The organism is uncultured Phascolarctobacterium sp. (assembly GCF_902463975.1).
Classification (GTDB): domain Bacteria; phylum Bacillota; class Negativicutes; order Acidaminococcales; family Acidaminococcaceae; genus Phascolarctobacterium_A.
This window is the reverse complement of sequence record NZ_CABQHJ010000002.1, coordinates 58,725-84,290: the sequence shown is the minus strand read 5'-3', so window position 1 is coordinate 84,290 and position 25,566 is coordinate 58,725. Positions and strand designations below refer to the sequence as shown.

Genomic DNA, 25,566 nt, shown 5'->3' with positions numbered 1-25,566 from the left:
GAGCCTATGAAAAAGCTCAGTATTATTTTTTGTATTTGCACACTGCTGCTCTGCAGTCTGCTGGCAGGCTGTGGCAGCAAGGAGCCTGCACCTGCTGCGGACCATAAGCTGCGGGTTGTAGTAACCTTTAATGCTATGAAAGAATTTACTCAGGCCGTAGGTCAGGATAAAATTCATATAACTTCCCTGATTCCCGACGGCACAGAGCCGCATGATTTTCAGCCTACTACTAAAACTATGCAGGCGCTGAGCAAAGCAGACATCTTAATTTACAACAGCACAGGCATGGAGCGTTGGGTGGAGCAGGCAACACAGGCCGCTGCCAATCCCAGGCTCGTCATTGTAGAAGCAGCCAAGGGCACCGACCGCATCAGCCTTACAGAGGCTGACGAAATCAGAGCACACGGCCAGTATGACCCGCACACCTGGCTGAGCCTGAGCTGCGCACAGACAGAGGTAAAGAATATTGCCGAAGCACTGGCCGCCGCAGACAAAACCAATGCCGATTTCTACCGCAAGAATGCCGCAGAATACAATCAAAAGCTGCAGGCACTGCTTGTTGCCTATCAGAAGAAATTCAGCAAGCTGGAGCAAAAGGACTTTGTCACCGGTCATGCTGCCTTTGCTTATTTGTGCCGTGACTTCGGCCTGCAGCAGCAAAGCATCGAGGATGTTTTTGCCAGCGGCGAACCAAGCGCGCAAAACCTGGCCAAGCTGACAGCCTACTGCAAGGAGCACAATGTAAAAACTATCTTCGTAGAAGAAGCGGTAAGCCCCAAAACATCAGAAACACTGGCGCGCGAGGTTGGTGCCACTACGCAGGAAATATATACTATTGAATGCAGCAACGGTGAGAAAACCTATCTTACCCGCATGGAAGAAAACCTGGACGCTATTTACCAAAGCTTGAAAAAATAAAAAGGCTGCCATCTTAGCAGCAAACAAAATTATCTACGCACAGCAAAACGCCGCGGCTTACGCAGCAGGTCAAAGACCTGCTGCAGCCGCGGCGTTTTTACGTACACATCGCTCCGTCGGCCGAGCCGGCAAAGCTGATTCACTTTTTGTTCTTAGGCAGTACATCCTCATTCTTAGGCGAATAGGGATTGATATTTTTCAGCTGCTGATTAGGACGGTAATTATCGCGCGCCGACGAGCCCCAAATAATCATCCAGGTCAGAGAAAAGCCCATCAGGAGCCACAAAGCAGCCATAGCCGCCGCCGGATACCAAGAAAGATTGAACCAATAGCTAAAGCCCCAGAGCAACACCGCGATAAACCCCCATTCCCAGTTCACTATCAGATTGGCAATGAAGCAGATAAAAAAGCCTGAATTGATAGTCGTCCTGCGCATAATAACCTCCTGCTAAAAAAGCGGCCGCGATAAATACTCGCAGCCGCAAAAGTATCAGCTCATTGCAATATCAGTAGCTGCCACCGCCGCCGCCATGATTATCATCAGCAGAGCTTTCGCTTACAGAACCATCGTCACTGCTGCCGCCACGGGATTTAGACTTCGGAACAGTAGAAACGTTGGTGTACAGATAAGTATCATTGCTGTGCGTCAGCTCAAAGCTTTTCTTAACCAGATAAGCATTTGCCTTAACAGCCTTTTGGACATTGCTCATACCACTAATCAGCAGAGCACGACAGCCATAGGCTGCAGCACCGCCGATACCGGCAGCAATTACTAAAGCAAACCAGTTGAAGCCTGCATTAGGATCCCACGGCTCGCCTTCCTTTTCGTAATACTCAAGGAGCTCGCCTGCTTTTTGAGCATAGGTGATGTAGCCCTGAGCATAATCATTTTTCTTGAACTGAGCAACCATCGGCTTGCTCATATACTCAATGCCTTCATTGCCAACGATAACCTGCTTCAGCTGTTTATCGGTAGCAATATACCATTTACGGGTGTTGGTAACCTGCAGCAATACCATATTGCCCTTGGCACCATCATTATAAACATCATCGAGCAGCTTATTGGCATATTTACCGGGAACGGCACCGTCAATAGTCTTCATGGTTACAACAGCAATACGCACATTATGCGCCTGCTCCTGCTTGTGCAGCTCTGCCAGAACTGCCTGACGCTGCTGCGGTGTAAGAAGCTTGGCATTATCAACCAGGCTGGGCGCAGCAAAGGCTGTTACACTGGCTAACATAAGGGCTGCCAGCATGGTTAAGATTGCAAATAACTTTCTCATTCCGGCACCTCCTTATAACATGAACTTCACAATGAAGTAGCTGATAATTGTTACAATAATAAAGGTCAGGGCAGTGTAATTACGCAGCTTGCCATAGTCAATCGGCAGACTGCCGACAACCTTACCCGTCTGACCGTTCATCATAAAGGTATAGGGCTTATCCTCAAAGCGTGTGGACAGGATCCATACCGGCACCATTGCATAATGCACAGCGTTTTCATCCTTGATAACTGCGCAGTCACCATTGCTGGTTACACGGGTATAGCCTGTAACGGTATTTTCAAGGCAGCCCTCGGCACTTTTGACAACGCGCTCATCCGCACGTGCTACAGCAGCCTCGGCATCCACATCATACTTATCTGCCAAAAAGCCTGTCAGATAAGCGGTGCTAAAGGGAACCATTTCTTTATAATTAAACGGCTCGATGCTTTCCATAAAGGTATCGTCCATCTTCTCGCTGCCATCTACAGGGATGCGCTCAAAGGACATGGTGCCTTCACGTTCGCAGTTATATACGACGGTAGTCGTAACAACCTTATCATCGGTTTCATAAACACTGTCTTTGGCACCCTGATAGCTGCCGCTGGCACTAACCTTGGAGTCAAACAGCCAGAACGGCACATACATCGCCTGGATATCCTCCACACGATTGTTGGCCGTAAAGGAGTTAGGCAGCAGGGTTCTTCCCTTGTAGAATTCCTTGAGGGCAGCAACAGCCTGCTCTTTGGTTTTCTTGAAGGGGATAATGAAGTCCGGCTTCAGCATGCCTTCGAAACGGCTCGGCAGCATGGTCGGGCTGCCGCAGTAGCAGCATTCTGTTGCCATAGTGTTGCCATCGCTCACAATCTGCGCACCGCAGCTGGAGCAGGTAAACGCCTTCATCTGCTCTGCTTCGTCAGCTTCCCATTCACTGCCGGCAGCAGAGGTATCCCACTTTGCCTCCTTGGCAGCCTGCGCTTTGGCAGCAGCGGCTTCCTTGGCGGCATACATTTCTTCTATGGTCTTAACTTCCAGCTCGGTACCGCAGTATTCGCAGGTCACCTTATCATGACCGGGCAAAAACGTCAGCGGCGCGCTGCAGTTAGGGCACTTATAGCCTACAGAGGTTTCAGCCATAATATCACCTCGTTAAAATATAGTTATGCAATTTTGCTTGCTCCCGCTCCCCCTTTAGTCGCCTGCGGCGACAGTTCCCCCAAGGGGGAACCAAGGAAATTCGCAAAATGCTTTTCTCTTGCCTTCCCCTTGCACTCTTCGAGTATAACACGACCAACATTTCCCACTTAGTGGAAAATGGGTCTTAGTATAGCGAAGGTGCCGAACGTAGTGAGGCGGAAGGGGGCAGCATAGGAGCATACATCATGCTTGCATTCGCATCTGACGCAAGCTGTTAATATATGAGGTTATTGTTTGTCGTTATCGTCGAAAATATCGCCGCATTCAGGGCAGAACTTAGGCGGATGGTGCGGATCTGGCGGCTCCCAGCCACACTTATCGCACTTGAACAGCGGTGCTCCCTCAGGCTTCTTGCTGCCGCATTCAGCGCAGAACTTGCCTTTGTTTACAGCGCCGCAGCTGCAGGTCCAGCCATCCTCTGCCGGTTTATCTTCCGGCTTCTTGCTGCCGCAGTTAGCGCAGAACTTACCAGTATTGGTAGTGCCACAGCTGCAGGTCCAGCTGCCCTCTGCCGGTTTCGGCTCAGGCTTCTTGCCGCCGCAGTTAGCGCAGAACTTGCCGGTATTGGTAGTGCCACAGCTGCAGGTCCAGGCATCTGCTGCCGGTGCTGCTGCCGCAGGGGCGGCAGGGGCGGCCGGCGGCGGAGTAGGAGGTTGCGGCTGTTGCGGATAAGGCGGTTGTCCGTAAGGAGGCTGTTGGCCGTAAGGATTCTGTTGAGCATACATCTGCTGCTGTTGTCCTTGGGCAAACAAGCCAGCCACATTTGCGCCACCGGCCATTCCGGCCATATTCATGCCAACAAAACCGCCCATTGCACCCATGCCGCCTTCATTGCCAGCTGCAATACGCATAGCGTCTGCAGTAGCACCAGCCATAGCTGCTGCTGCACGGTTCGGATTGCTGAGCATCTGGATATCTTTCAGACGTTGAGCATCTTCCTCAGACATGGTTACGCTTGCCAGTGCGAAGGAATAAACCTCTACACCACGGCGGTCACGCCATTGGTCGCTCAAATCTTCGTTCAAAGCGTTAGCGATTTCTTTGCCATGACGCGGCAGTGCGCTGTAACGCATACCGTTTTCCGTGAGCGTGCCGAGGGCAACGCCCAGGCTCATCATGAGCTCGCTCTTCATCTGGCTGTCAATCTGGTCACGACGATATTCGTCAGTGATGTTGGAGCATACATTGGTGTAGAACAGCAGCGGATTAGTAATCTTATAGCTGTATTCACCGAAGCAACGGATACCAACTTCCCAATCAATGCCTAAGTTGTTGTCAATCAGGCGTACAGGAATCGGCTGAGCGGTGCCAAACTTGTTGCCGTAAATTTCCTTCATATTGAAGTAATAAACGCGCTGATCCTTGCCGGGGTCACCGCCGAAGGTAAAACGTTTACCGATCTGACCGAAAATTGCCTTTACATTATCCTTCAGATCGCCGGTAAAGATAGACGGTTCAGTAGAAGTATCGTATACATATTCGCCGGGCTCGTTGCACATATCTACAACCTTGCCCTGCTCAACGATAATCATGCACTGACCTTCGTTGACAGCAACAACGCTGCCATTACTGATGATGTTGTCTTCTGCAGAAGTGTTGGAGCTGCGTCCTTGGCTGGACGTACGCTTCATACCCTTGGTTACCAGAACCTCGGGAGGCATGCTTTCGCAATAGAAAAACTCTTTCCATTGGTCGCCCAGTACGCCGCCTACAGCGCCCATTGCCGCTTTAATTAAACCCATAATACAACCTCCTTTTGTATCACTAAAAAATTAACAATTATATTTTATCAAAACCCGCTTAATATTAACAGGTCTTTGAATAAAACAGCTGTACACTTATCAGCCAAGAAATTGTAAAATATTTATCTTATCCTTATCTGTAGTAAAAAACTATTCACTAATACTTTGATTTGTGATAAACTAATTGTTAGACAATCTTTGTAAATTATCTGTGCAGGTAAGCTGTTTTCCGCTTCCTTGCCTTAAGTTTAATATAAAAATTGCATTTCGTCACTACACCAAATGGCGATTTCGGGTAGGATAAGGGTAAATTTTCCTTATTTTTTACCTTTTTTCTCTAAAAATACTCTTTCAGGAGGTTTTTTTCATGTCCGTTGTATCAAAAAAATTTTCTGCTTCCTTATACAGTATGTTGGTGCTGTTACTGCTCTGTCTTGTTACCGCTTTCAGCAGTGGCTGCGGCAATAAGGCATCACTCGACCCGGCCAAGCCGGTAACGCTCACCATCTGGCACGTTTATGGCAACCAAACAAACTCTCCATTTAATGATACAATAGAAAAATTTAACGCCAGCGAAGGCAAGGCCAAGGGTGTTATCGTTAAGGTAGCCTCCGTCAGCAGCTCCAACGTTATCGACAAAGCTTTATTCGCCTCTGCCAAGCAGGAGCCCGGCGCTGTGCCGCTGCCCGACCTTTTTACCGCCTATCCGCGTGTTATCCCCGCAATGCACGATAAGCTGCTGCATTGGGACAAATATCTTGATAAAGAAGATTTAGCTGTTTACCAGCCGGAATTTTTAGCCGAAGGCTATCAGGATAAGGAGCTGCTAATGCTACCGGTAGCAAAATCCACCGAACTGCTTTTTGTAAACCAGACATATTTTGACCGCTTTGCTGCGGCAACAGGTGCCAGCACCGAGGATTTCGCCGATTATGACAAGCTATTTGCGCTCTGCCGCAAGTATTATACCTGGACCGGCGGCAAAAACATGTGCCAGCTGGACGATTTCTATAACTATTACCTGACGAGCATGGCTTCCTTGGGCGACCCGTTAATCAAGGACGGCAAGCCGGACCTTGCCAGCTCCAACTTCAAGCGCATCTTCCGTGCCGCAGCCGAGCCTGCTATCGCCGGTGGTCTGGGCATTGAAAAGGGTTATGCGGCCGATGCCTGGAAAACAGCCGATTTAATCAGCAACGTCGGCTCCACCGCCGCCATTCTTTATATGCGCGATTATGTCACCAATCCCGACAACACGCGTGAAACTATCGTTACCAACTATTATCCCTGCCCTGTTTTCAGCGGCGGTAAAGTAACACTGCTGCAGCGCGGTGTAGGATTATTTGCCATCAAAAGCACAGACGAACGCAAAAACCTGGCAGCCGTTGTTTTTGCCAAATGGCTGGCGCAGGAAGAAAACAACCTGAACTTTGCTATGAACGCAGGCTACCTGCCTTCTAACAAGCAGGCACTGCCTAAGCTGCTGAACAATCCTCAGAACGTGCATAATTACAAATACCGCAAGCTGTATACCTGCATGCAGCAGGTATACAAACAAGGCACCTGGCTGCATCTGCCGCACAATGCTGCCGAAATTCAGCAGAATCTGGAATACGGCAGCAAAAATATTCTGCGCGCTGCCCATCAGCAATATTTACAGGAAATTGCCGGCGGTGCCAATCCACAGCAAACGCTTGATAAGTTAGTAGAAGAAAGTTATCAGAAGCTGCTGAATTACAAGCAATAAGCCAAAAAATCCTACCAAGGAGGCTCTTAATGCTCAATAAGCTCACTAAAATAAAAAGACTGCTGCTTATAGGCAAGGAAATATGGCATAACAAGCGCTCTATGCGCGGCCGTTTCATTATTTACCTGCTGTCACTGGTGCTGCTGGCAGGTTCTGCTATGCTGATTCTGTTAAACGTTATCGGCATAGTACAGCCACCAAGCCATGATATCGACCGCTTTCTTGAATATGAGCTTAACACCCGTACCAACGATATCAAACGCCAGATGAACGCGCTGGCTGCGCACAATATCGATTTGTCGCAGCAGCTGCAGAATGATATCGACCGCGTTATGCTGGAGCAGGGCATTTACAATAATTACGATGCCTTGAACAACAATCCCGAGGCTTTGACAGCTATCCAGCAGGCAACCTATCAGACTCTTGCTGCCAAGATGCAGCAGGCTCCAGCCAGCGGCGCCCTGTATCTGCTCAACGCCAGCGTCAACACGAATCTGTTGGAACCAACCTATAACGGTCTTTTTCTCAAATTTACCAATATCTATTCCGAAAACACCCTTTTCAATGAAACATGTATGTTCCGCGGCAACCCTCAGGTTGCCCGCAATAACAACATCAGCCTTTACAGCACCTGGCAGCTGGAGCTTAACGTCCACGCCTATCCGCAGGCCGATAAGCTTTTGCATGCCAAGGAAAATAATATTTCCCAACAATATATCCTGACAGACGTTGCCCACCTCAAAGAAAGCTGGGAGCAGTCCCGTCTTTTCCTGATGCCTATTAACAGTAATAACGGCAGGATTATCGGTATCTGCGGCTTTGAAATCAGCAGCGTTTACTTCCAACAGCGCACCAAGCAGGCCAATTACAAGGGCTATCCGCTGATTACCGCTATTCTCGATAAAAAGGCGGACAACGAATACCAGGGACAGCTTTCCAATCCGGCCTCCTTCGTCAATTCTACTATAAAAACCAGCTCTGACGGCGAGCATGAATTATTTACTGCCGGTCAGGAGCGCTTCATCGGCTTCACCGCTCCCTTGACGGTCGGTGCCTCGGAGCACAGGGTAGCAGTCATGTTGCCTGCCGACAGCTATTATCATCTGCAGGGGCAGGCAAAAATGCGTCTGCTGATAATGCTGGGTATTATTCTGCTGCTTTCATTGCTGTCTGCCGGTTATTTCAGCAAAAGATATGTAGACCCGCTGGTAGCGGATTTGCAGCAGCTGCAGCAAAATCCCGATGCCCCTCCGCATGCCAATGTGCTGGAGCTTAACCAGTTCTTTGAATTTCTGCAGAACCATTCCGAGCAGCAGGCCGAAAAGCTGCGCCAGCTGCAAAGCGAAAATAATCAGGTACAAAAACAGTACGGTCAAGCGGCTGTGCGCTTACAGGAAGCACAGGAAAAGCAAAAGCAGACTGCCAACCAATATATTCAGCTGGAGCAGCAGCTTGCTGCCCTGCAGGACGAAATCACGCAGGTACGCCTGCAAATGAAGCAGACGCAGCAAGAAAAGCTGCAGGCTCAGCAGGAACGCGAGCAGGCACAGCAGCAGTTCAACTTTGCCCAAGCTGCTTTGGAAAAAGCCATTGAAAAGAAGCTGGAATCCGTCGATCCCGACAGTTATCAGATGTTTATCGATAATCTTGCTACGCTGACACCTAAGGAGGAGGACATCTTTAACCTTTATGTACAAGGCTGCTCTACCAAAGATATTATCAGCCAGCTTGGTATTACCGAAAACACCTTAAAATATCATAATAAAAATATCTACAGCAAGCTGGGCGTAAAAACCCGTAGGGAGCTGCTGCAGTATATCGAATTGATGCGCAACGCAGAGCATTGACGCACCAAAGCAAGCAAAAAGCCTCCGGCGAGTTTACTCGTCGGAGGCTTTCGTGATTTAGGGGTTACTATTGCAATATTAACTTTATCGCTCATTTTATCGCTCACATTATCGCTCATTTTTATTATATATAGCCATACACACTGCTAAAACCAAATATCCAATTTAAGCTATAATTCAAACACCCCCAAAAATATATCTTTCGGGGGTGTTCAAATCTTTATTTCTTAAATTTTACAGCTTCTGTCATGCCTTCTACCCTACATTACAGTTGCAGGATGAAGAATTCATCTTTAATATTTTTTCTGTCATTGCTGAGGGCAACCAGAACTCTGTTATCAGGCATATTTGCCAGGTTTACACATGCACCGATGCTGGTTTCCTTATTATCGGTCAAATCCTTATAGCTTACAGTACCAACCAGCGTGCCGGTATTCTTTCTGTAAATCTGCAGCTGCTGCTTGTCTACAGAGGAATCGCTGACTACCAGATATTCATCAGTCAAAGCTATATCGGTTAAGGAATTGATGGCCTTGCTGTCTTCACGTTTTTCCTTGCCGATGACGCGTTTTTGCTTGCCATTGAAGTCATAAACGCTTACCAGGCCTACATCCTGAGTGCCGATACGTGCATTGCCGCCAACATAGAAATCACCGTTTCTGTCTGCAACAACGCTCTGCGGAATATTGATTTTATCCTTGTCGTCAGCAGCACGGCTTCTGGATTCCTTACGTACTGTGCCTAAATCCTTGCCTACTCTGTAGCCGTTGCGCAGCTCAACCTTTCTCATATCGCCCTGGTTCATCCAAATCAAAGCCTTGTCCGCATTGCCCTTAGGAATTACAACAAGGTTATTGAAGCGTCCTTGTGCCTCTTCAATGCGCTTAGTTTCGCTATCGAAATAGTTGAGTCTCATTCTCTTATTGTTATAGAAAATGCCTCTGGTGCCATCGGAAGAAATCTTAGCATTACCGGACAAAGCATCAACATTATTGTCCAACATGCGCAGACCATCTTTATCCCACTGCATCTGCACAAGTCTGTCCTTAACGTTGGCATAAATCATATCTCTGCCGACAACAGCCAGCTTCATGCCCTTGCCATAGGAATTTTCCAGACGCACTTTAGAATTATTCTTCAGCGCGAACAGCTTAAAGGTTCTACCACCGGCCTTAATATCCTTGTTCGGCAAATCCTTCAAATCGGCAGCAATCGGTTTCGGTTTAGGTGGCTCACTGGTGCCTTTGTCACCCCCGCCGCAGCCGGCAATAAAGCTGCAGGCCAGAAGTCCGGTCAAAATTCCCATCGCAATACGTTTCTTCAACATAACAATCATCTCCTTGTTTTATATAGAACGCTCTTTATTTGATGACGATACGACCATCGCCGTAAGGATTAGCATATTGCTCGCCAACCTTGCCATTCAGATGATTCTGCAGATATTCCATAATCGTATCTGCGTCGCTCATCATTTCGTCCTGCACCAAACGTGCGCCCTTGAACATCGTAATGCCGTCACCACCGAATTTGAGCATGTAGGAGGTACCGCCAACAGTGTATTTTTTCTTAACGTCTAACGGTTTGCCGCCAATCTTGACATCGCTTACACGACGGGCACCGGCAACACGCACAAAGTTGCCCTTGGCATCCAACTCAACGCTGGAAGCAACGGAGCTGTCAATCGTGTAGCTCAGGCCGGATACCTGCATAAAGCAGCCGCTTTCTTCCGGATAGCTCATAGAGCCCATCTCCAGCGCATCAAGAATCTGCTGTCCGCTGGTCTCTAATACTACGCACATATTACCGAAGGGGAAGGCCTCCAGCAAATCGTTGTAGCTGATTACGCCGGTTTTGATTTCGTTGCGGATACTGCCGCCGTTTACCAGAACTACATCGCAATCCAGCACTGCTCTATAAGCATCGGCAACAAAGTCGCCCAAGCTGCATTCACGGTTACGCACGATGCGCTCACCGGTCGCGGGGTCATTACTGCGCAGCTGTACCAAGGCTTCGCCCACAGGCTGCTTCAGCAAAGGCTCATAGGTCTTTATTTCCTGGGCAATAACTCTGCTAATAGCAGCGTCCTTGCCGTTGGATTTAGTAAGCAGCTGGCTCTTCAGCTTGCCGTCAGGAGTAATTACCAGCTCGCCTACAGTTTTGAGCTTAGTACCGGTCTGTGCTAACAATACATCCTTGCCAACCTTATTTTTAACCATACGGGTGAAGCGCTCATGAGAATGGCCGTCGATAACAGCGTCTACACCCTGAGTATTTTTAGCAACGCTTTCACTGCTCCACTGCGGGGTAGTACCGTCCATGCCCAAATGGCCAACGATAAATACGTAGTCTGCGCCTTCCTTGCGAGCCTTATCAATATTCTTCTGCAGCTGCTTATACAGCTTATTGCCGCTCTTATCTTCGCAGAAGCTGTAGATATACTGTCCCTTCTCATTTTGGAAGAAGGTCGGCGTAGAGGTCGTCAGGCTTTCCGGAGTGCTTGCGCCGATAAAGGCTACCTTGGTATCCTCATATTGCATAATCTTGTAGCCAGGCAGAACCTGCTTATTGTTGCCGGCATAAACAAAGTTAGCGCAATAGTAGCCTGCACGCTGCAGCGGAACCAGCTCCATAAAACGGTCCATGCCATAGTCAAATTCATGGTTACCGGGAATGCAGAAATCATAGCCCAGATAATTCATGATGCTGACAACAGCCAAACCACGGGAAAGCTTACCAATCGGTGCGCCCTGAATGGCATCACCTGCATCAACCAGCGCTACGTTCGGCGTTCTGGCCAAGGTATCGCGTTTAATCTGCGCCAGGCCATCAAAGCCGATATTATCATTAATACCACAATGGATATCGTTAGTATGCAGAATAACAATGTCATGCTCCAGCGCCCACGCCATCAGCGGAGCGGAAACAGTCATCGCCGCAGTCACTAAAAACAGCGATGTTTTTTTCAGGAATTTTTTCATATACACCACTTCCTTCCAGCTTTTGTACCTTCATTATACCCTCAAGAAAGCAAAAGCACCCTACCCGAAAAGCTGATTTCGGGTAGGGTGGCAGGAAATTTTACAGATTTTCAGGCTATTATGGCAAAAAAATGCAGCTTCCCAGGTGGCAGGCAAGTAATTTTGCTTGCTGCCACAGGAAAGCTGCCTGCTTTATGCTACACTGATTTTCTCAGCTGCACAATTCTTAAGACCACGGATCATCTGCTGCCGGAGTTTTAATGCCGCTCAGCAATCCCTTGTAATCCCACAGGAACCATTCGCCGGTAGAAGCCTTTTGGCGTACAGTCATCGGACGCGGGCTGTCAGCGCCGCCGCAGGTAATCATAAAACGTGCATAGCCTTCTTCCTGATAAGTATAGGCATTAGTTTTAACCTCTACGGTATAAGGCATATCCGGCTGATAGTTGTTTTCCGGAGCTGCGCCCATGAAGTAGGAGCGCATCAGATATTGTCTGCCGCGGAAACGGTCTGCCAGGAATTGTTCATCTCTTTTAGGTACCGGTCTTGGTCCCAACAGCTTATTGAGCATTGCAATTGCCTCTGCCGGATTGGTTTCATAGCGAGCCAGTGCTGCTACAGTATAAGCTGCAACCTGCTGAGCATCGGTTTCCGGTCCGATTTCAGCTGCCGATTGCGGCAGGTTTTGGAAAATTACACGTCTGGTTTTTTCTTGCTTCTCCACTTTATTCACCGCCCTGTTAATAGTATTATCAATGGTTCTGTCAATCATTCTGTCTACGCCAATTCTTCTGTTCCAGTCAAGAGCTTCTGCAGATTGCAATTGTTCCGCCAAAAGCATTGCGCAGCAAGCTAATACAATACCTTTTTTCATTTGTTGCACCTCCTCAGAATTATCCTGCGTTTTTAAAACCGCAGGCATGTTTCCTTACAAGCTCATTGTACAACGGAATGTGCTAAAGCACCCCACCCAAACTGCCGATTTCGGGTAGGATAAGTAAATTTTTTTGTTTTTCGGCTAAATTCCTGCCAAAAACGCAGCTCGTACTGCTTTCATGCTTATTTTCCCGGCAATTCCCTGAACAGCCTAAAGCCACGCATAGGATGCATCTTCTCATGGCCTGCATCACGCTTCTGTTCATACACCTGCTTAGCCAGCCTTTGCAGCTCACGCAACAGCTCCTGCTGCTGCTCAATGTCAGTACGGCATACCAGCTTTTCGCCCGTTGCCGTCAGAAGCGTCAACGAAAAGCTGCCGCAGTCGCGCACCTCAATCATCTCACGCGGCAAATTCGCAGGACGAGATGCCGAAGGCTGGCGCAGCTGCCATGGCAGCTGCTGTATTAGCTTATCCAGCGGTGTAAGCTCCTCTGCCGTAACAGGTACCTCGTAAAACTTCAGGCGCTCGCCATCTGCAAAGCACTCACTGTCAAACAGCAGCTCCTTATCGCGTCGGCAAAGGTTAAATGAATAACAGCTTGCTCTGCTCATACCTCTGCTGCTCACAGACAGCTCCTGCCAGTCAACCGCCCTTTCCATAGCCACACCTCCCGATAGCGGACCTGCTGCACAAAGCAGCAGCCCCAGCATTGTCATACACAGCAATCTCAGTAACCGCATCAGCGCCACCCCCATTGCCAAAAATCGTGCGCAAGCACAACCGCCGGCCTATTCATTGGCCAAGTCGTAAATCTTCCTTACCGTGCCGTCATCGGCAACATTATAAATCAGCCTGCCGCTTTTCTCTACCAGATAGCGCGCATCCTTAAATTTTACCGGAACGGAAGAATCGGGATCGCCGGCCTTAGTCATAGTATGATAGCTGTAACGCTTGTCAACATCAGGATACAAAGCCTTTTCTTGTTCCCACTGATAATCCCAGAAGCTGAAAGAGCCGTTGTTTCTGTCCAGTAAATTAACATTCGGCTCCAGCACCAGCTGCAAAAACAGTTTCGCTACTATCCAAGGCATTTCCGTTTCACCCTGCACAAAGCGAGTACCTCTTTTGTTACTTCTTTCATAAGTACCGGCCAGGGACGGCAGCACCCGATTATTACCCTCAGGCTCACCCAAAATCCAGGCACCGTACAGCTTGCTCTGCGCCTGATAGCCCTGCGGATTACTCAAAGCATATTTTTCATAAAGCGGCATACTATATCTGTACTGAGAAGGATAACCCATACCATTTTCATAGCTTGCAAGACTTGGCACATGCAGATAACCGATAAAACGCTCACCGTCATGCGCAAAACGCACCACACCACTCGCCTCGGTCTCATAGCGGTAATGGTCGTCCTGCCATTCACCGCTGTGCACCTTCAAATCCAGCAAAACGCCACGCGTAGTTTCATACACCATAGCACCACCCTCAACATGGGTAGCAGGATTATACATCTCATAATAATCAGCCCGCGCAACCGACATCCCGCCGCACAACAGCAGCGCACCGCACGCCAACGCACTCAATAGCTTCTTCATAAGCGCACCTCCAGAAAATCATAGTCATTGCTTCCCCAATTGGCAGGCAAAAAGGTTCAAGTAACAGTCAACAAAATCAATTAATATATTGCAGACAACCCTCAGTCATCGCCTACGGCGATGCCAGCTCCCTGTTAGGGAGCATATAAAAGTTCGCAACAACAGCGATAGTTAGAACTGTACATACTATTATATCTTCCCTGAAAGGGAAGGTGGCTGCGAGCTTCAGCGAGCAGACGGAAGGGTTGCGACATGTCAATTGCGACACACAAGCATCCCCTTTTTCAACACCCAAAAAGGCACCTGCCGCAATATTAACTTACGTCGCAAGGACCTCAAACTCAAATCACAACATCAACCTAAAGCATCATTGCTGCACAAAATCTTAACCTCACCATCAGCATTCACACGAAGCGCATTCCACAGCTTCGGATGCACATAATAAGTCATAACCTTCTCATCATTCTTATTGTACACATAAATCGCATAATATTCGCCCGGCAGCATATAAGAATTCAAAACGTTGTTATGTTCCCAAGCACCACTCATATCATAATCAAAGCGATAATCATTACTGCACAAATCCAGGCCGGTGTTTTCAACATGGAGCTTTTTCAGGAAATATAGTGCCAGACGATAATCAGCACTCGCACCCTCACTAGACTTATACTTATAAGTACCGCTGATATCCGGCTCGCTTATCTTAGTAATGCCCATCTCGCGTAAATCAACCGTCGGCAGTAGCACAATCTGCTTACCCTCATTTACTCTGGCCTCACAGGGAAGCGGCTGCGAAGGATAAGCAAAATGACGTCTTTCCTCACTATTAACGTCTACATCGAACAAATAATCCTCCAGTACTAAAGTACCGTTCTCCAACACACCAACGCCCTTGAAAATCGGCGCATTGCCATCCTCTGCATCATAAGTAGCAACAGAAGCAAAAACGCCCGACTGCGTATAAAACAAAAACAGAGAAGCATTAGCGTTGCCTTTATTATCCGCACGCACATACGGATACACACCATACGGTGCTGCCAGCGCAGCAGCACTCACAAGCAGCAGCAGGCAAAACATCAACAGGATAAATAATCTTTTCATCGCCCACACCTCTAATTTCTTTCAAATCCGCGCAGCAGCAGGCTTGTTTCTATACCGCTGAAAGCAATACCGAAAATACGCTCCTAGCCCAAGGAAGCAAGCGCTGCAATACCATTGCGCGGAAAAAAATCAAATCACAACATCAGCCTACAGCATCTTAACCTCACCATCAACTGTCACACTATAAGCATCCCACAAATTCGGATGCACATAATAAGTCATAACCAGCTCATCATTCTTATTATAAACATAAATCCCAAAATAATCGCCGGCATCCTTCGGCAGATACGAATTAAAAACGCTGTTCGGATCCTCGGCAAAACGACTGCCATAGCCAAACCAATAATCCTTACTGCTCAAATCCAAACCGGTATTCTTCACATTCAGCTTACGCAGGAAATACAGCGCCATAGTATAATCCTCTTCCGCCTGCATTCCCTCAAGCCTATAAGTACCGCCGATATCAGGCTCACTCACCTTAGTAATCCCCATCTCGCGCGCATCAACCGTCGGCAGCAGCACAACCTGCTTACCCTCTTGCACTCTAGCCTCGCAAACAAGCGGCTGAGAGCCATAACCAAAATAACGTGTATCCTCACCATGACGGCCCACGTCAAACGAATAATCCTCTAATACCAGCGAACCGTTCTCCAGCATACCCACGCCCTTAAACATCGGCGCATTACCATCCTGCAAATCATAAGTAACAACAGAAGCAAAAACGCCGGACTGCGTATAAATCAGATGCAAAGAAGCATTATCCCTGCCATTCGCACCATAACGCATATACGGATATGCACCATAAGACGCTGCCATCGCTGGTGCACTGACAAGCAGCAGCAGGCTGAACATCAGCAAGCTAAATAATTTCTTCATCGCCACACCTCTATCTCTCAACCTCACTCAGCAGCAGGCTTCCGTCCTCACCGCTGATAGCAATACCGAAAACACGCTCCCTGCCCAAAGAATCGCGCACCGCAATACCATTGCGCGGGAAGGACTCGGAATCACGCATCACAATAATAATCGGCTCCGTCGCACGCAGGAAATCCTTATAATAAACAGACTGCACATTAAAAATAGGATAGCCTTCCTCAGTCACCTCACGCAAATCCAGCGCCACCACCTGAAAATCCGGGAAATCCACCGAGCTCGTCACTACAGCCTTCGCCGGCTCAAAAGCCTCCGGCATCCGCACAACCTCGCAGGCCGCAGGATTAACATGAGCATCCTTCAGCCAGCACACATGCAGCATGCTTTGCGTAGGCTCCGCCACACTATTCGCCTGAGCACTGCCCCAACCGCCAAACAAACCAATACCAAGCGCCAATAACATTGCACCTAAAAATCTTTTACGCATAAAAAACACCTCCAAAGTTTTTTACATCTTCTCTTAAATTAAGCCCTCTTCAGGCGTTACACCTTACTCAATCTCCTGCAGATAAATACTGCCGTCCTTACCGCTTTGCAGAATTGCAAACCTGCGCTCCCTGCCTGCATCATCCTTAAAGCTGATACCGTTCTTGGGAATAGTTTCCAGGCTCTCCAGATGCAACACCAGCTTTTCATCAGCCATCAGCAAATCCTTGCTGTAAACGCTCTTGCCGGAAGCAAGCTCCAGCAGGCGGAACTCTTCCAGATTTTTCGTACTGCGGAAAATCACATCCGCACCCTTAAAGGGATTAGGAACGGAAACCTGCTCGTACTTGGAAAGATCAAACTTTGCATCCTGCAGCTCATGTACGCCCATGCATTCCAGATACTGCATCGCCAGCCCCTTAAAGCCTCGTTGCTTATATTCCTTCAGCGGTAAACATCAAGACCTGGTTCATTATTGCTCTTCGAACAGGTAAAGTACATATCAACGCATCTTTTATTACCATTCGGCAGCAAATCCTCCAGCGCCAGCACATATTCCGCATTACTGCTGTTGCCGTGCGTCAGCAGCATATTGTTCGCCAACAGCTTAATATTGCTGCGAGCCCATCCCTCATCAACAAATTTGATTTTGCCGTCCACAAAGGTATAAATAGCATAGATATCCTTGCCATAATAACCCTTGCCCTGCTTTTCATTATCCAAGATAGCAAAAATCAGCTCCGGCACCTTGTCATTATTGATATCCTGCAGCGTATAACCAAGCATGTTCAACGCATCAGCGTAACCCATACGGTCACGCAGCTCATAAATTCCGGTCATGCCCTGCTGCGGCACCTTATCCATATTGCCGTCATTAACAAAATTATAGATACCCTCCACCAGCTTGCCGTATTCACGCTCATAGGCAGGCACCTTCGCCACAGTCGCTGCAGCTTCCTCCACCTTCGTGGCCTTGGGCTGCGTTGCAGCAGCCTGCTTATCCGAACCGCAGCCATTCAGCAGCATTGCCAATGAAGCCAGCAGCATTGCTCCCACCAGGACATTTTTACAGCTTTTCTTCAGCATCTCCATCCCTCCGCTTCCCGCTGCCTGCTTTGCAGCTAATCTTTTATACCTATATTGTACCCTAAAAAAAACTAAAGCGCCCTACCCGAAACAGCAAATTCGGGTAGGGCGCAAGCTTTAAATCGGCAAAATTATTGCTTACAGCTTGTTGAATACATCCTCAACCATCTTCCAAACCTTAGCGCGGTCTACAGCGTAAACAATCTTCGCGTTCTGAGCACCCTCAGGAGCTGCACCGCGGAAGCCCATAGTCTGACCGTAGCCGTAGCCGTATTGGTCATCAACATCAATCGGCAGAGTTTCGGATTCCAGAATTACGGACGGATCAATTGCTACTGCTGCTGCCAGAACGTCCCAAATGTAGTTCTTGAAGGCAGGATCCTTGCGGAACATCGGAGTAGCATAATGGCTTTCCCACATAGCCTTGAAGCGGTCGCTCTTAATGCGGCTTTCCAGATCCTTAAAATCATTGTGGCTCATCAGTTCCTTGCTGCAAACATCCAGCGGCAGGAAGATTTGCTCCTTCCAGGGAGCGCGGTAAGCCTTTTTAGCGGTTTCCGGATCAATCCAAACGTTGAACTCGGAGGTCGGCATTACGTTGCCTTCGCAGAAGAAAGCGCCTGCCATATAAACAACGCGTTTAGCCAGCGGAGCAATTTCCGGAGCCTTATCAAGCGCAGCTGCCAGGTTAGCACCGCTGCCGATAGCAACGATGGTTACTTCGCCCGGATGCTTTTTGATGGTATCAATGATGAAATCAGCAGCATGCTGCTTTTGCGGGTTCATAACAGGCTCATCATTATAATTTTTGCGGTATTCAGCCTGCCAGGATGCCGGCTGAGGATAGCCTGCAGCGCCCAGATGGGAGTCATGGCCACGGCCGTAAATGCGTTTTTCTTCCTTCATGTTAGCGAAACGGTCCTTGCGGACGGTTTCATTAACGCCCATATATACAGGGATATCGGTGCGGCCGATGCCCTCCAGCTGACGGATAGCGGAAGCGGTACCGGTTTCAACCCAGGTATTGCCTATAACGATGGTAACACCCTTCAAATCCATTTTGGGAGATTCGGCAAGCATCATCATAGCGATGCCGTCATCAAACAAATCCACCATATCTGCATCCAGAATAACCTTTTCACGTGCTGCAGCCTCAGCAGACAACGGAGCAGTCATAGCACCAACGCCCATGCACATGGAAAGCAACAGGCAACCACATAAGCTGGTTAATTTTTTCATTTTCATCTTTATTACCTCCTTAATTTCCCAACCTTATTTTATAAATTTCCGCACAAAATGCAGATTTTACCTTAATCAATCTCCTCCAGATAAACACTGCCGTCCATAACCTTCGCCCGAATCGCAAACTTGCGCAGGCTGCCGTCCTGCAGTAAATCCTTCATTTCCTGCATCCATTCCCTATCGTCAGCGTTGATATAGATGCGCCTGCTCAGCACCTCAAGCGGAAGCAGTTGATTGTTTACAACTATAGTGTAGCCTAAAATGTGCAAAAGCGCCCCACCCGAAAGGGTGATTTCGGGTAGGTTGAAGGGAAATTTTTAGGATATTTTTGATTTTCGGGGTGGTTTGAGAGAAAATTTTAGGTTTTGCTGCGTCCTTTTGGTTTTACTTCTTTCGTCCCCGAAAGAAGTAACAAGAAAGGGGCGCGCTTTGCGAAAGCGCGGGAAACAGTCGCTTTTTGCATCACCGCAAAAAGCTTAGCAAAAAAGGCTTTGCCATATCCTCTTTGGTCTGCAGTACACCAAGTTCTGCGTACTGACGCAAGCAATTATATATCGCAGTAAAAACATAAAAATTTTAACACCAGTAATCAAGATATTGTTCAAAAACCTACGCTATTAGTCTTGCCTGCCCCTCGGGGAAGGTGCCGAACTTAGTGAGGCGGAAGGGGGCTGCAACGCAAATGACTTTAACATTTTTTCGCCTTGCACAACCCTCAGTCATCGTCTACGGCGATGCCAGCTCCCTTGACGCTAAGACTCAGTTTGTCGCAAGCTATGCGCCGCGAGAAACTGCTAGTCGTGCTAATGTCGCTTTGCGACGCAGGGAGCATATAAAAGTTCGTAGTAATAGCTAAAGTTAAAATTACGTAATACCATTATATCTTCCCTGAAAGGGAAGGTGGCTGCGAGCCTTGCGAGCAGACGGAAGGGTTGGGTAAGCAGCTAAGAATTTAGGAAGAAAGGTGAGCCTCTCTATTCTACCCATCTTCTCATTTGCTTCAGTGATTCCCCATTTAGTCGCTAACGCGACAGTTTCCCCAAGGGGAAACCAAGAACGTGCTGATGAAGGTTAATGGAAAGCTATTAGTCTTGCCTGCCCCTTGGGGAAGGTGTCAGCGAACACCGTGAGCTGACGGAAGGGGGCGACACCCCCACCCAAACGCAAAAGAACCGCCTCGCGGCGGTTCTCTGCCGACAGCGCCGGAGCGCTGCCGATTTTAGGAAGTTTTTGTATGAAGGTTTATTAGAAAGTGAAGGTTACGTCAGTCCAGAAGCGATGGTCTTTAGTACGTTCCATATCAGCAGCAATACCAGGACGCTCTTTCAACAGCTTGGATTCGGTGTTATAGTATGCAACATTAGCTACAATGTTTTTAGCAAGGGTGTAGTTAGCGCCAACGCCGAAGCCCTTGAAGCCGGTCATACCAAAGGTGTTAGCATCGGTGGTGTGTGCAACATAGGTTTGTGCGCCTTGGTCATAGTATTTAGCCCATGCGCCCCAGCTGCCTGCATCCTCAGCCTTTGCACCCTTATAGGACAGACCGATAACGAAGCCGTCGTCATCAAGGTATTGATCAATAGCTTTGTTAATTTCGCCGTCTTGCGTATCATTAAGTTTGTCAGCAGACAAATCGCCCTTGAGATACATAGCGGACAGATTGAAATGACCCATATCATAGCTCAAGCCTGCATGCCAGATGCCGTTATCAATATCGGTTTTGCCAAAATCTCCACCATGAGCTTCTACAAAGCCGGTACCCATATCTTTGAATTGAGTGTAGCCGGCAGTAGCCTTCAAGCCCTTAGCCAACTCGCCTTCTACTGCCAAGCCCCAATACTTGCCGCCATTAGTAATATCACCAGTTTCAGTATTAATGCCATCATTTATCATAAACGGTACTACAGTAATATCATCAGTTGCCTTGCCTGCAAAGCCTTTTACCTTAACCTTGTTGCCATAAGACAGCTCCAGACCATCAGCACGGGTATCATAGATATTGCCGTCAGCAATTACCAGGTTATAACGGCCTGCACGTACTGCCATGCCGCCCAACTTGCCGTCTACATAAGCGCGTTGGAAGCTTGTATTTTCATCACCGGCATTATTATTCAGGTTCTGAACATTCTGCAGCATGCCGGTGTAGGTCCAGTCATCATTAATCATGCCGTTAATCCAGATACGGGAACGGATATCTGCCACATGGTTGGAATCATTGCCCAAAACTCTGTAACCTCTGTCTAAAGTCCTTCTTGACATTGCACCGTCTTGGTCAACATAACGGAAGCGAACTTCACCGGTAATTTTTACATTGTCAGCCTTTTTCTCCAGGTTAGCTACACGCACGCCCAGGCTGTCCAGCTCGTCAGCAAATTCAGCTGCCAGTCTTTCTACGCTAGCGCCCTTAGCCATTGCTCTAGCAACGATTTGTGCCATTTCATAGCGAGTCATCAGCTTGTCGCCGCCGAAGGTGCCGTCGCCGTAGCCATCGATTACGCCTGCAGCTGCCAGCTTGCTGATGCTGTCATATGCCCAGTGGCCGGCAGGAACATCGCTGAACGGGTTAGCAGCGTAAGCGGATGCGGTTACGCCAAGAGCCATTGCCATTGCGAGTACTAAAGATTTTTTCATGAGAATTTCCTCCTCTTTAAGTAAATTTTTTACCTTGCGGAGGCTTGCGCTGTTTGCTGCCAAAATTTGCCTTGTTTCATTTTAGCTTCTGCAGTGCCTGCTCCGTTTAGTAAAGACTTTTGCAAGAAGAACAGTGTTTTCTTCGTTGCTTCTGGCTACATCATAGCTTATTTTGGGTGGTTTGTCCCTACCCGAAATGGCAAATTCGGGTAGGATGAGAGGAAATTTTTAGGAATTTTGGGGAAATTTGGAGAAAATTTTAGAGATTTTGGGTTATACTTCTAGCAAATTTCTTATCTGCTCTCACATTTCCCCCTTTAGTCGCTAACGCGACAGTTCCCCCGAGGGGGAACCAAGAACGTGCTAATGAAGGTTAATGGAAAGCTATTAGTCTTGCCTGCCCCTTGGGGAAGGTGCCGAGCGTAGCGAGGCGGAAGGGGGTTGCGAGCTGACGGAAGGAGGCTGCAAGCATATGAAACTTTGGGAAGAAAAACGAGGCTCTCCTCGGGGAGAGCTGGTGCCCGCTAGGGCGACTGAGAGGGGACTGCAGTTTATAGGCTTACATTTGAATTTAGATTGAAGAAAATTCGTACACAAAGATTATTTGCTTGCAATCTTTATGCTTACGAATAGCATTATTTTCAGCATATCCCCTCTCCGCCTCGACAAGCTCGGCACCTCTCCCCAAGGAGAGGCTCTTTAGTACTGCTTTCCATCTGTAAGGTGCCGAACATAGTGAGGCGGAAGGTGGCTCTCCCCCACTTTTTTGTAATTTCTGTGAAATCGTCAGAAATTAGCACTCAACGCTTGACAGTGCTAATAAATAGTGGTATAACATAATCAACAAAGGAAATGAGCTACAGGAGCTGCAAGGGCAGCACCCGCAAAGCACAAATCCCGCGTTGGCAAATCAAATCAATACTTGCTGCATCAACATTAAAATGACTACAACAAGCGCAATAAAACTGGAGGAATGACTTATGATGATGCCTAGTGTATTTGGTGAAAGCTTATTTGATGATTTAATGGATTTCCCGTTTGAAAAAGAGTTCTTCGGTCATCGTAATCCGTTGTACGGCAAACATGCTCAGAACGTTATGAAAACCGATATCAAGGAATCGGATACAGCTTATGAAATGGATATCGACCTGCCGGGCTTCAAAAAAGAGGACGTCAGCGCCAAACTGGAAAACGGTTATCTGACCATTACCGCCGCTAAAGGCCTCGACAAGGACGAAAAGAACGATAAAGGCGTTTATATCCGCCGTGAACGTTACAGCGGTCAATGTGCAAGAACCTTCTATGTCGGCGAAGCAGTTACCCAAGAAGATATCAAGGCTAAATTCGAAGACGGTATCCTGAAGGTTACTATTCCTAAGGTTGAGCCTAAAAAAGTCGAAGACAAAAAATATATTGCCATTGAAGGCTAATACATAAAAAACACATCATCCTTTCAAAATGAAACGGCCGCCGGAGCGCTAGCTTCGGCGGCCGTTTTGTTGTTATGTTAAATTAAATGTTGTTTCTCGGAACCAGGTCTTCGGACTTCAGAGTTCCTTCCTTAGCGCGCTCTGCAAATTCGGCAGTTGCGGTAAAGAGAACGTCACTGGAGCTGTTGAGCGCAGTTTCGCAAGCATCCTCCAGTACGGAGATGATGAAGCCAACGCCAACAACCTGCATAGCGATATCATTGCTGATGCCGAAGGAAGCGCAGGCAACCGGAATCAACAGCAGGGAGCCGCCGGCAACACCGGAAGCACCGCAGGCACCAACGGTAGAAACGATGCACAGCAAGAGAGCTGTCGGCATATCAACATGAATACCCAGAGTATTGGCAGCAGCAAGCGCCAGTACGGAAATGGTGATGGAAGCACCTGCCATGTTGATGGTTGCGCCTAACGGAATGGAAATTGCGTAGGTATCAGGATTCAGGCCCAGACGTTTGCACAGAGCCATGTTAACCGGAATGTTAGCAGCGGAGCTGCGGGTAAAGAAAGCGTATACGCCGGATTCGCGGATGGTTGCCCATACCAGCGGATACGGATTGCGGCGGATGTTGAAGTAAACAATCAACGGGTTCATAACCAGCGCTACCAGGAAGTAGGAGCTGATGAGTACTGCCAGCAGGTGTACATAGCTGGAAATTGCAGACAGACCGCTGTCGCTGATGGAGGTTGCAACCAGGCCCATGATGCCCAGAGGAGCGAAATGGATAACCCATTTAACAACCAGGGTGATTGCCTTAGCAACATCGTCCAGAGCATTTTTGGTTTGTTCGTTGGCAGCCATGTTCATAGCAATACCGAATACTACAGCCCATGCCAGAATGCCGATATAGTTTGCGTGCAGCAGAGCAGCAATCGGGTTATCTACAACACTCAGAATCAGGTTATGCAGAACCTCAACGATGCCGCTGGGCGGGTTGAGCTTAGCATCAGCAACCTGCAGGTGCAGAGTGGTAGGTGCCAGGAAAGACAGGGTTACACCAACTAAGGATGCAAAGAAGGTGCCTACAACATATAAGCCGATAATAGGCTTCATATTTGCTTCGCCGCCGCTTTTCTTTTTGGCCATAGCGTTCATAACCAAGAAGAAAACCAGCACCGGAGCAACGCCCTTTAATGCTTTTACAAAAAGGTCACCAAAGATGGTAACAACAGGTACCGCTTTCGGTACATAAAGTGCCAGCAAAACGCCGATTACGAGACCGACGGCAATTTGCTTGATGAGTGCGACTTCATTGATAATCGCAGCAAATTTTCTAAACATAATGAACTCCCCCTAAATTTATACTCCCGTATATAACGATGTTCATAGTATATATCATAAGTTAAACAATGTCAAGCCTGTAATGAGTAATGTATTTGTAGAGTAGACACGGAATTTATCCGTACTCATAAAAGGGACTATTACACTTAAAACATAAGTAAGTGTTAAGCTTGTTACAAAACCTCGCAAATCGCTCCTAAATATAACGGACTATTGTGCAATGAGAGAATATATTTACCAGCAGTTGACATGCTGTGCAAGATAAACTATTCTATAAGTATACAAAATACATCATTACTGCACAAAAAAGCAGTAATACTATAGAAGGGAGCTGCTTATATGTCGGTAAGAGCTGATTTACATATACATACAACGGCCTCAGACGGCACCTGGACACCGGCGGAGCTGATAGCCGAAGCGCAAAAGCAACAGCTGGGGCTGATTGCTGTAACGGACCACGACAGCGTAGCCAACGTCGCAGAAGCGATGACGTTGGCGGCAGTCGCCGGTATCACACTGCTGCCAGCAGCGGAAATCTGCTCCACAAAGGAGGATTTGTCTTTTCATATCCTTGGCTACGGCATTGATATCCATAATAAACAGCTGCTGGAATTAATGCAGCATAACGAAGCACTGTTGGAGCAAAAGGATGTGGACAGCATTCATATGCTGGCGCGCGACGGCTGGCCTGTCGATGAAGCGGAGTTCGCTCGTTATACCTATGACAGACGCCGCGGCGGCTGGCGTGCCCTCGCCTATTTGATTGACAAGGGACTGTGCACCGGCGTGGGCGATTTCTTTCAGCGCATCTTTACGCCGGAGCATGACCTGGGCTTTCCAGAGTTTCCTGCCATCAGCGAGGTAATCACAGCAATTCACGCTGCCGGCGGCGCAGCACTGTGCGCGCATGCCGCCAGCGGCTTTCACGGCCCCGGACTGGAGCGCGTGCTCGACATCCTGCGGACGGAGAAATTCGACGGCTTTGAATGCTACCACTCCAACCATTCGGAAGAAGGAACGCAACGCCTGCTGCAGCATTGCAAAAAGCACGGTCTGCTTATCAGCGGCGGCAGCGACTGCCATGGTACATTTGTGCCGGGGAGACGTTTGGGACAGCCTTTGGTCACTGCCGATATGCTGCGCTTGGACGGCCTTTTGCCGCAGGATGTAAAATAATCCGAAAAATATTTGTTAAAACACGAAAAA

The 25,566-nt window shown here is 48.1% G+C and carries 23 protein-coding genes; 5 read left to right on the top strand and 18 right to left on the bottom strand.

Annotation, left to right across the window (positions count from 1 at the left end; genetic code table 11):
- Window positions 1-6: 6 nt before the first annotated feature.
- The gene (locus RDW05_RS01195; RefSeq protein ID WP_307977544.1) at window positions 7-918 is read left to right on the top strand and encodes a metal ABC transporter substrate-binding protein; all 912 of its coding nucleotides are present in this window, start codon (window positions 7-9) and stop codon (window positions 916-918) included.
- A gap of 139 nt (window positions 919-1,057) precedes the next feature.
- Here the strand turns inward: RDW05_RS01195 and RDW05_RS01190 are convergent, their stop codons facing one another.
- The 4 genes from RDW05_RS01190 to RDW05_RS01175 form a co-directional block, all read right to left on the bottom strand.
- On the bottom strand, window positions 1,058-1,354 hold the full coding sequence (locus RDW05_RS01190; RefSeq protein WP_293824041.1) for a hypothetical protein: 297 nt from the start codon (window positions 1,352-1,354) through the stop codon (window positions 1,058-1,060).
- 70 nt (window positions 1,355-1,424) lie between these two features.
- The gene (locus RDW05_RS01185) at window positions 1,425-2,204 is read right to left on the bottom strand and encodes a TPM domain-containing protein (protein ID WP_307977543.1); all 780 of its coding nucleotides are present in this window, start codon (window positions 2,202-2,204) and stop codon (window positions 1,425-1,427) included.
- Window positions 2,205-2,216: 12 nt separating this feature from the next.
- Window positions 2,217-3,320 carry a hypothetical protein gene (locus RDW05_RS01180; protein ID WP_293692758.1) on the bottom strand — a complete coding sequence of 368 codons (1,104 nt, stop codon included), beginning with the start codon at window positions 3,318-3,320 and terminating at the stop codon, window positions 2,217-2,219.
- Between the two features lie 287 nt (window positions 3,321-3,607).
- A complete protein-coding gene (locus RDW05_RS01175) occupies window positions 3,608-5,122 on the bottom strand; it encodes an SPFH domain-containing protein (protein WP_299824726.1) in 1,515 nt (504 codons plus the stop codon).
- A gap of 409 nt (window positions 5,123-5,531) precedes the next feature.
- Between RDW05_RS01175 and RDW05_RS01170 the strand changes: the two genes are divergently transcribed.
- Both RDW05_RS01170 and RDW05_RS01165 read left to right on the top strand, forming a co-directional pair.
- Window positions 5,532-6,869 carry an ABC transporter substrate-binding protein gene (locus tag RDW05_RS01170; RefSeq protein WP_307977542.1) on the top strand — a complete coding sequence of 446 codons (1,338 nt, stop codon included), beginning with the start codon at window positions 5,532-5,534 and terminating at the stop codon, window positions 6,867-6,869.
- Between the two features lie 29 nt (window positions 6,870-6,898).
- Window positions 6,899-8,716 carry a LuxR C-terminal-related transcriptional regulator gene (locus RDW05_RS01165; protein WP_307977541.1) on the top strand — a complete coding sequence of 606 codons (1,818 nt, stop codon included), beginning with the start codon at window positions 6,899-6,901 and terminating at the stop codon, window positions 8,714-8,716.
- Between the two features lie 265 nt (window positions 8,717-8,981).
- On the opposite strand, the gene RDW05_RS01160 is transcribed toward RDW05_RS01165, so the two are convergent.
- The 13 genes from RDW05_RS01160 to RDW05_RS01100 all read right to left on the bottom strand — a co-directional run bounded on the left by RDW05_RS01160 (window position 8,982) and on the right by RDW05_RS01100 (window position 21,591).
- Window positions 8,982-10,043 (bottom strand): hypothetical protein, encoded by a 1,062-nt coding sequence (locus tag RDW05_RS01160; protein WP_307977540.1) that lies wholly within the window; start codon window positions 10,041-10,043, stop codon window positions 8,982-8,984.
- Window positions 10,044-10,077: 34 nt separating this feature from the next.
- Window positions 10,078-11,694 carry a bifunctional UDP-sugar hydrolase/5'-nucleotidase gene (locus tag RDW05_RS01155; RefSeq protein ID WP_307977539.1) on the bottom strand — a complete coding sequence of 539 codons (1,617 nt, stop codon included), beginning with the start codon at window positions 11,692-11,694 and terminating at the stop codon, window positions 10,078-10,080.
- 226 nt (window positions 11,695-11,920) lie between these two features.
- Window positions 11,921-12,568: a hypothetical protein gene (locus RDW05_RS01150; RefSeq protein ID WP_307977538.1), complete on the bottom strand. Its 648-nt coding sequence runs from the start codon at window positions 12,566-12,568 to the stop codon at window positions 11,921-11,923.
- A 185-nt stretch (window positions 12,569-12,753) separates the two neighbouring features.
- On the bottom strand, window positions 12,754-13,233 hold the full coding sequence (locus RDW05_RS01145) for a hypothetical protein (protein ID WP_307977537.1): 480 nt from the start codon (window positions 13,231-13,233) through the stop codon (window positions 12,754-12,756).
- A 129-nt stretch (window positions 13,234-13,362) separates the two neighbouring features.
- Window positions 13,363-14,172: a hypothetical protein gene (locus RDW05_RS01140; protein ID WP_307977536.1), complete on the bottom strand. Its 810-nt coding sequence runs from the start codon at window positions 14,170-14,172 to the stop codon at window positions 13,363-13,365.
- 354 nt (window positions 14,173-14,526) lie between these two features.
- Window positions 14,527-15,273: a hypothetical protein gene (locus RDW05_RS01135; RefSeq protein WP_307977535.1), complete on the bottom strand. Its 747-nt coding sequence runs from the start codon at window positions 15,271-15,273 to the stop codon at window positions 14,527-14,529.
- 147 nt (window positions 15,274-15,420) lie between these two features.
- Window positions 15,421-16,149, bottom strand: a complete 729-nt coding sequence (locus tag RDW05_RS01130) for a hypothetical protein (protein ID WP_307977533.1) — start codon at window positions 16,147-16,149, stop codon at window positions 15,421-15,423.
- 10 nt (window positions 16,150-16,159) lie between these two features.
- A complete protein-coding gene (locus RDW05_RS01125; RefSeq protein WP_307977531.1) occupies window positions 16,160-16,633 on the bottom strand; it encodes a hypothetical protein in 474 nt (157 codons plus the stop codon).
- Between the two features lie 63 nt (window positions 16,634-16,696).
- A complete protein-coding gene (locus RDW05_RS01120) occupies window positions 16,697-17,041 on the bottom strand; it encodes a hypothetical protein (RefSeq protein ID WP_307977530.1) in 345 nt (114 codons plus the stop codon).
- A gap of 35 nt (window positions 17,042-17,076) precedes the next feature.
- Window positions 17,077-17,718 carry a hypothetical protein gene (locus tag RDW05_RS01115; protein WP_307977529.1) on the bottom strand — a complete coding sequence of 214 codons (642 nt, stop codon included), beginning with the start codon at window positions 17,716-17,718 and terminating at the stop codon, window positions 17,077-17,079.
- A gap of 138 nt (window positions 17,719-17,856) precedes the next feature.
- The gene (locus tag RDW05_RS01110; RefSeq protein ID WP_293722687.1) at window positions 17,857-18,963 is read right to left on the bottom strand and encodes a nucleoside hydrolase; all 1,107 of its coding nucleotides are present in this window, start codon (window positions 18,961-18,963) and stop codon (window positions 17,857-17,859) included.
- A 65-nt stretch (window positions 18,964-19,028) separates the two neighbouring features.
- Window positions 19,029-19,229: a hypothetical protein gene (locus RDW05_RS01105; protein WP_307977528.1), complete on the bottom strand. Its 201-nt coding sequence runs from the start codon at window positions 19,227-19,229 to the stop codon at window positions 19,029-19,031.
- 976 nt (window positions 19,230-20,205) lie between these two features.
- Window positions 20,206-21,591, bottom strand: coding sequence for an S-layer homology domain-containing protein (locus RDW05_RS01100; RefSeq protein WP_307977527.1), 1,386 nt, complete (start codon window positions 21,589-21,591; stop codon window positions 20,206-20,208).
- A gap of 980 nt (window positions 21,592-22,571) precedes the next feature.
- Here RDW05_RS01100 and RDW05_RS01095 point away from each other — a divergent pair.
- On the top strand, window positions 22,572-23,021 hold the full coding sequence (locus RDW05_RS01095) for an Hsp20/alpha crystallin family protein (protein WP_009145490.1): 450 nt from the start codon (window positions 22,572-22,574) through the stop codon (window positions 23,019-23,021).
- 82 nt (window positions 23,022-23,103) lie between these two features.
- Here RDW05_RS01095 and sstT read toward each other — a convergent pair whose 3' ends face one another.
- Window positions 23,104-24,360, bottom strand: coding sequence for a serine/threonine transporter SstT (sstT, locus tag RDW05_RS01090; protein WP_293724665.1), 1,257 nt, complete (start codon window positions 24,358-24,360; stop codon window positions 23,104-23,106).
- Window positions 24,361-24,699: 339 nt separating this feature from the next.
- Between sstT and RDW05_RS01085 the strand changes: the two genes are divergently transcribed.
- Window positions 24,700-25,536, top strand: coding sequence for a PHP domain-containing protein (locus RDW05_RS01085; RefSeq protein WP_307977526.1), 837 nt, complete (start codon window positions 24,700-24,702; stop codon window positions 25,534-25,536).
- Window positions 25,537-25,566: the final 30 nt, after the last annotated feature.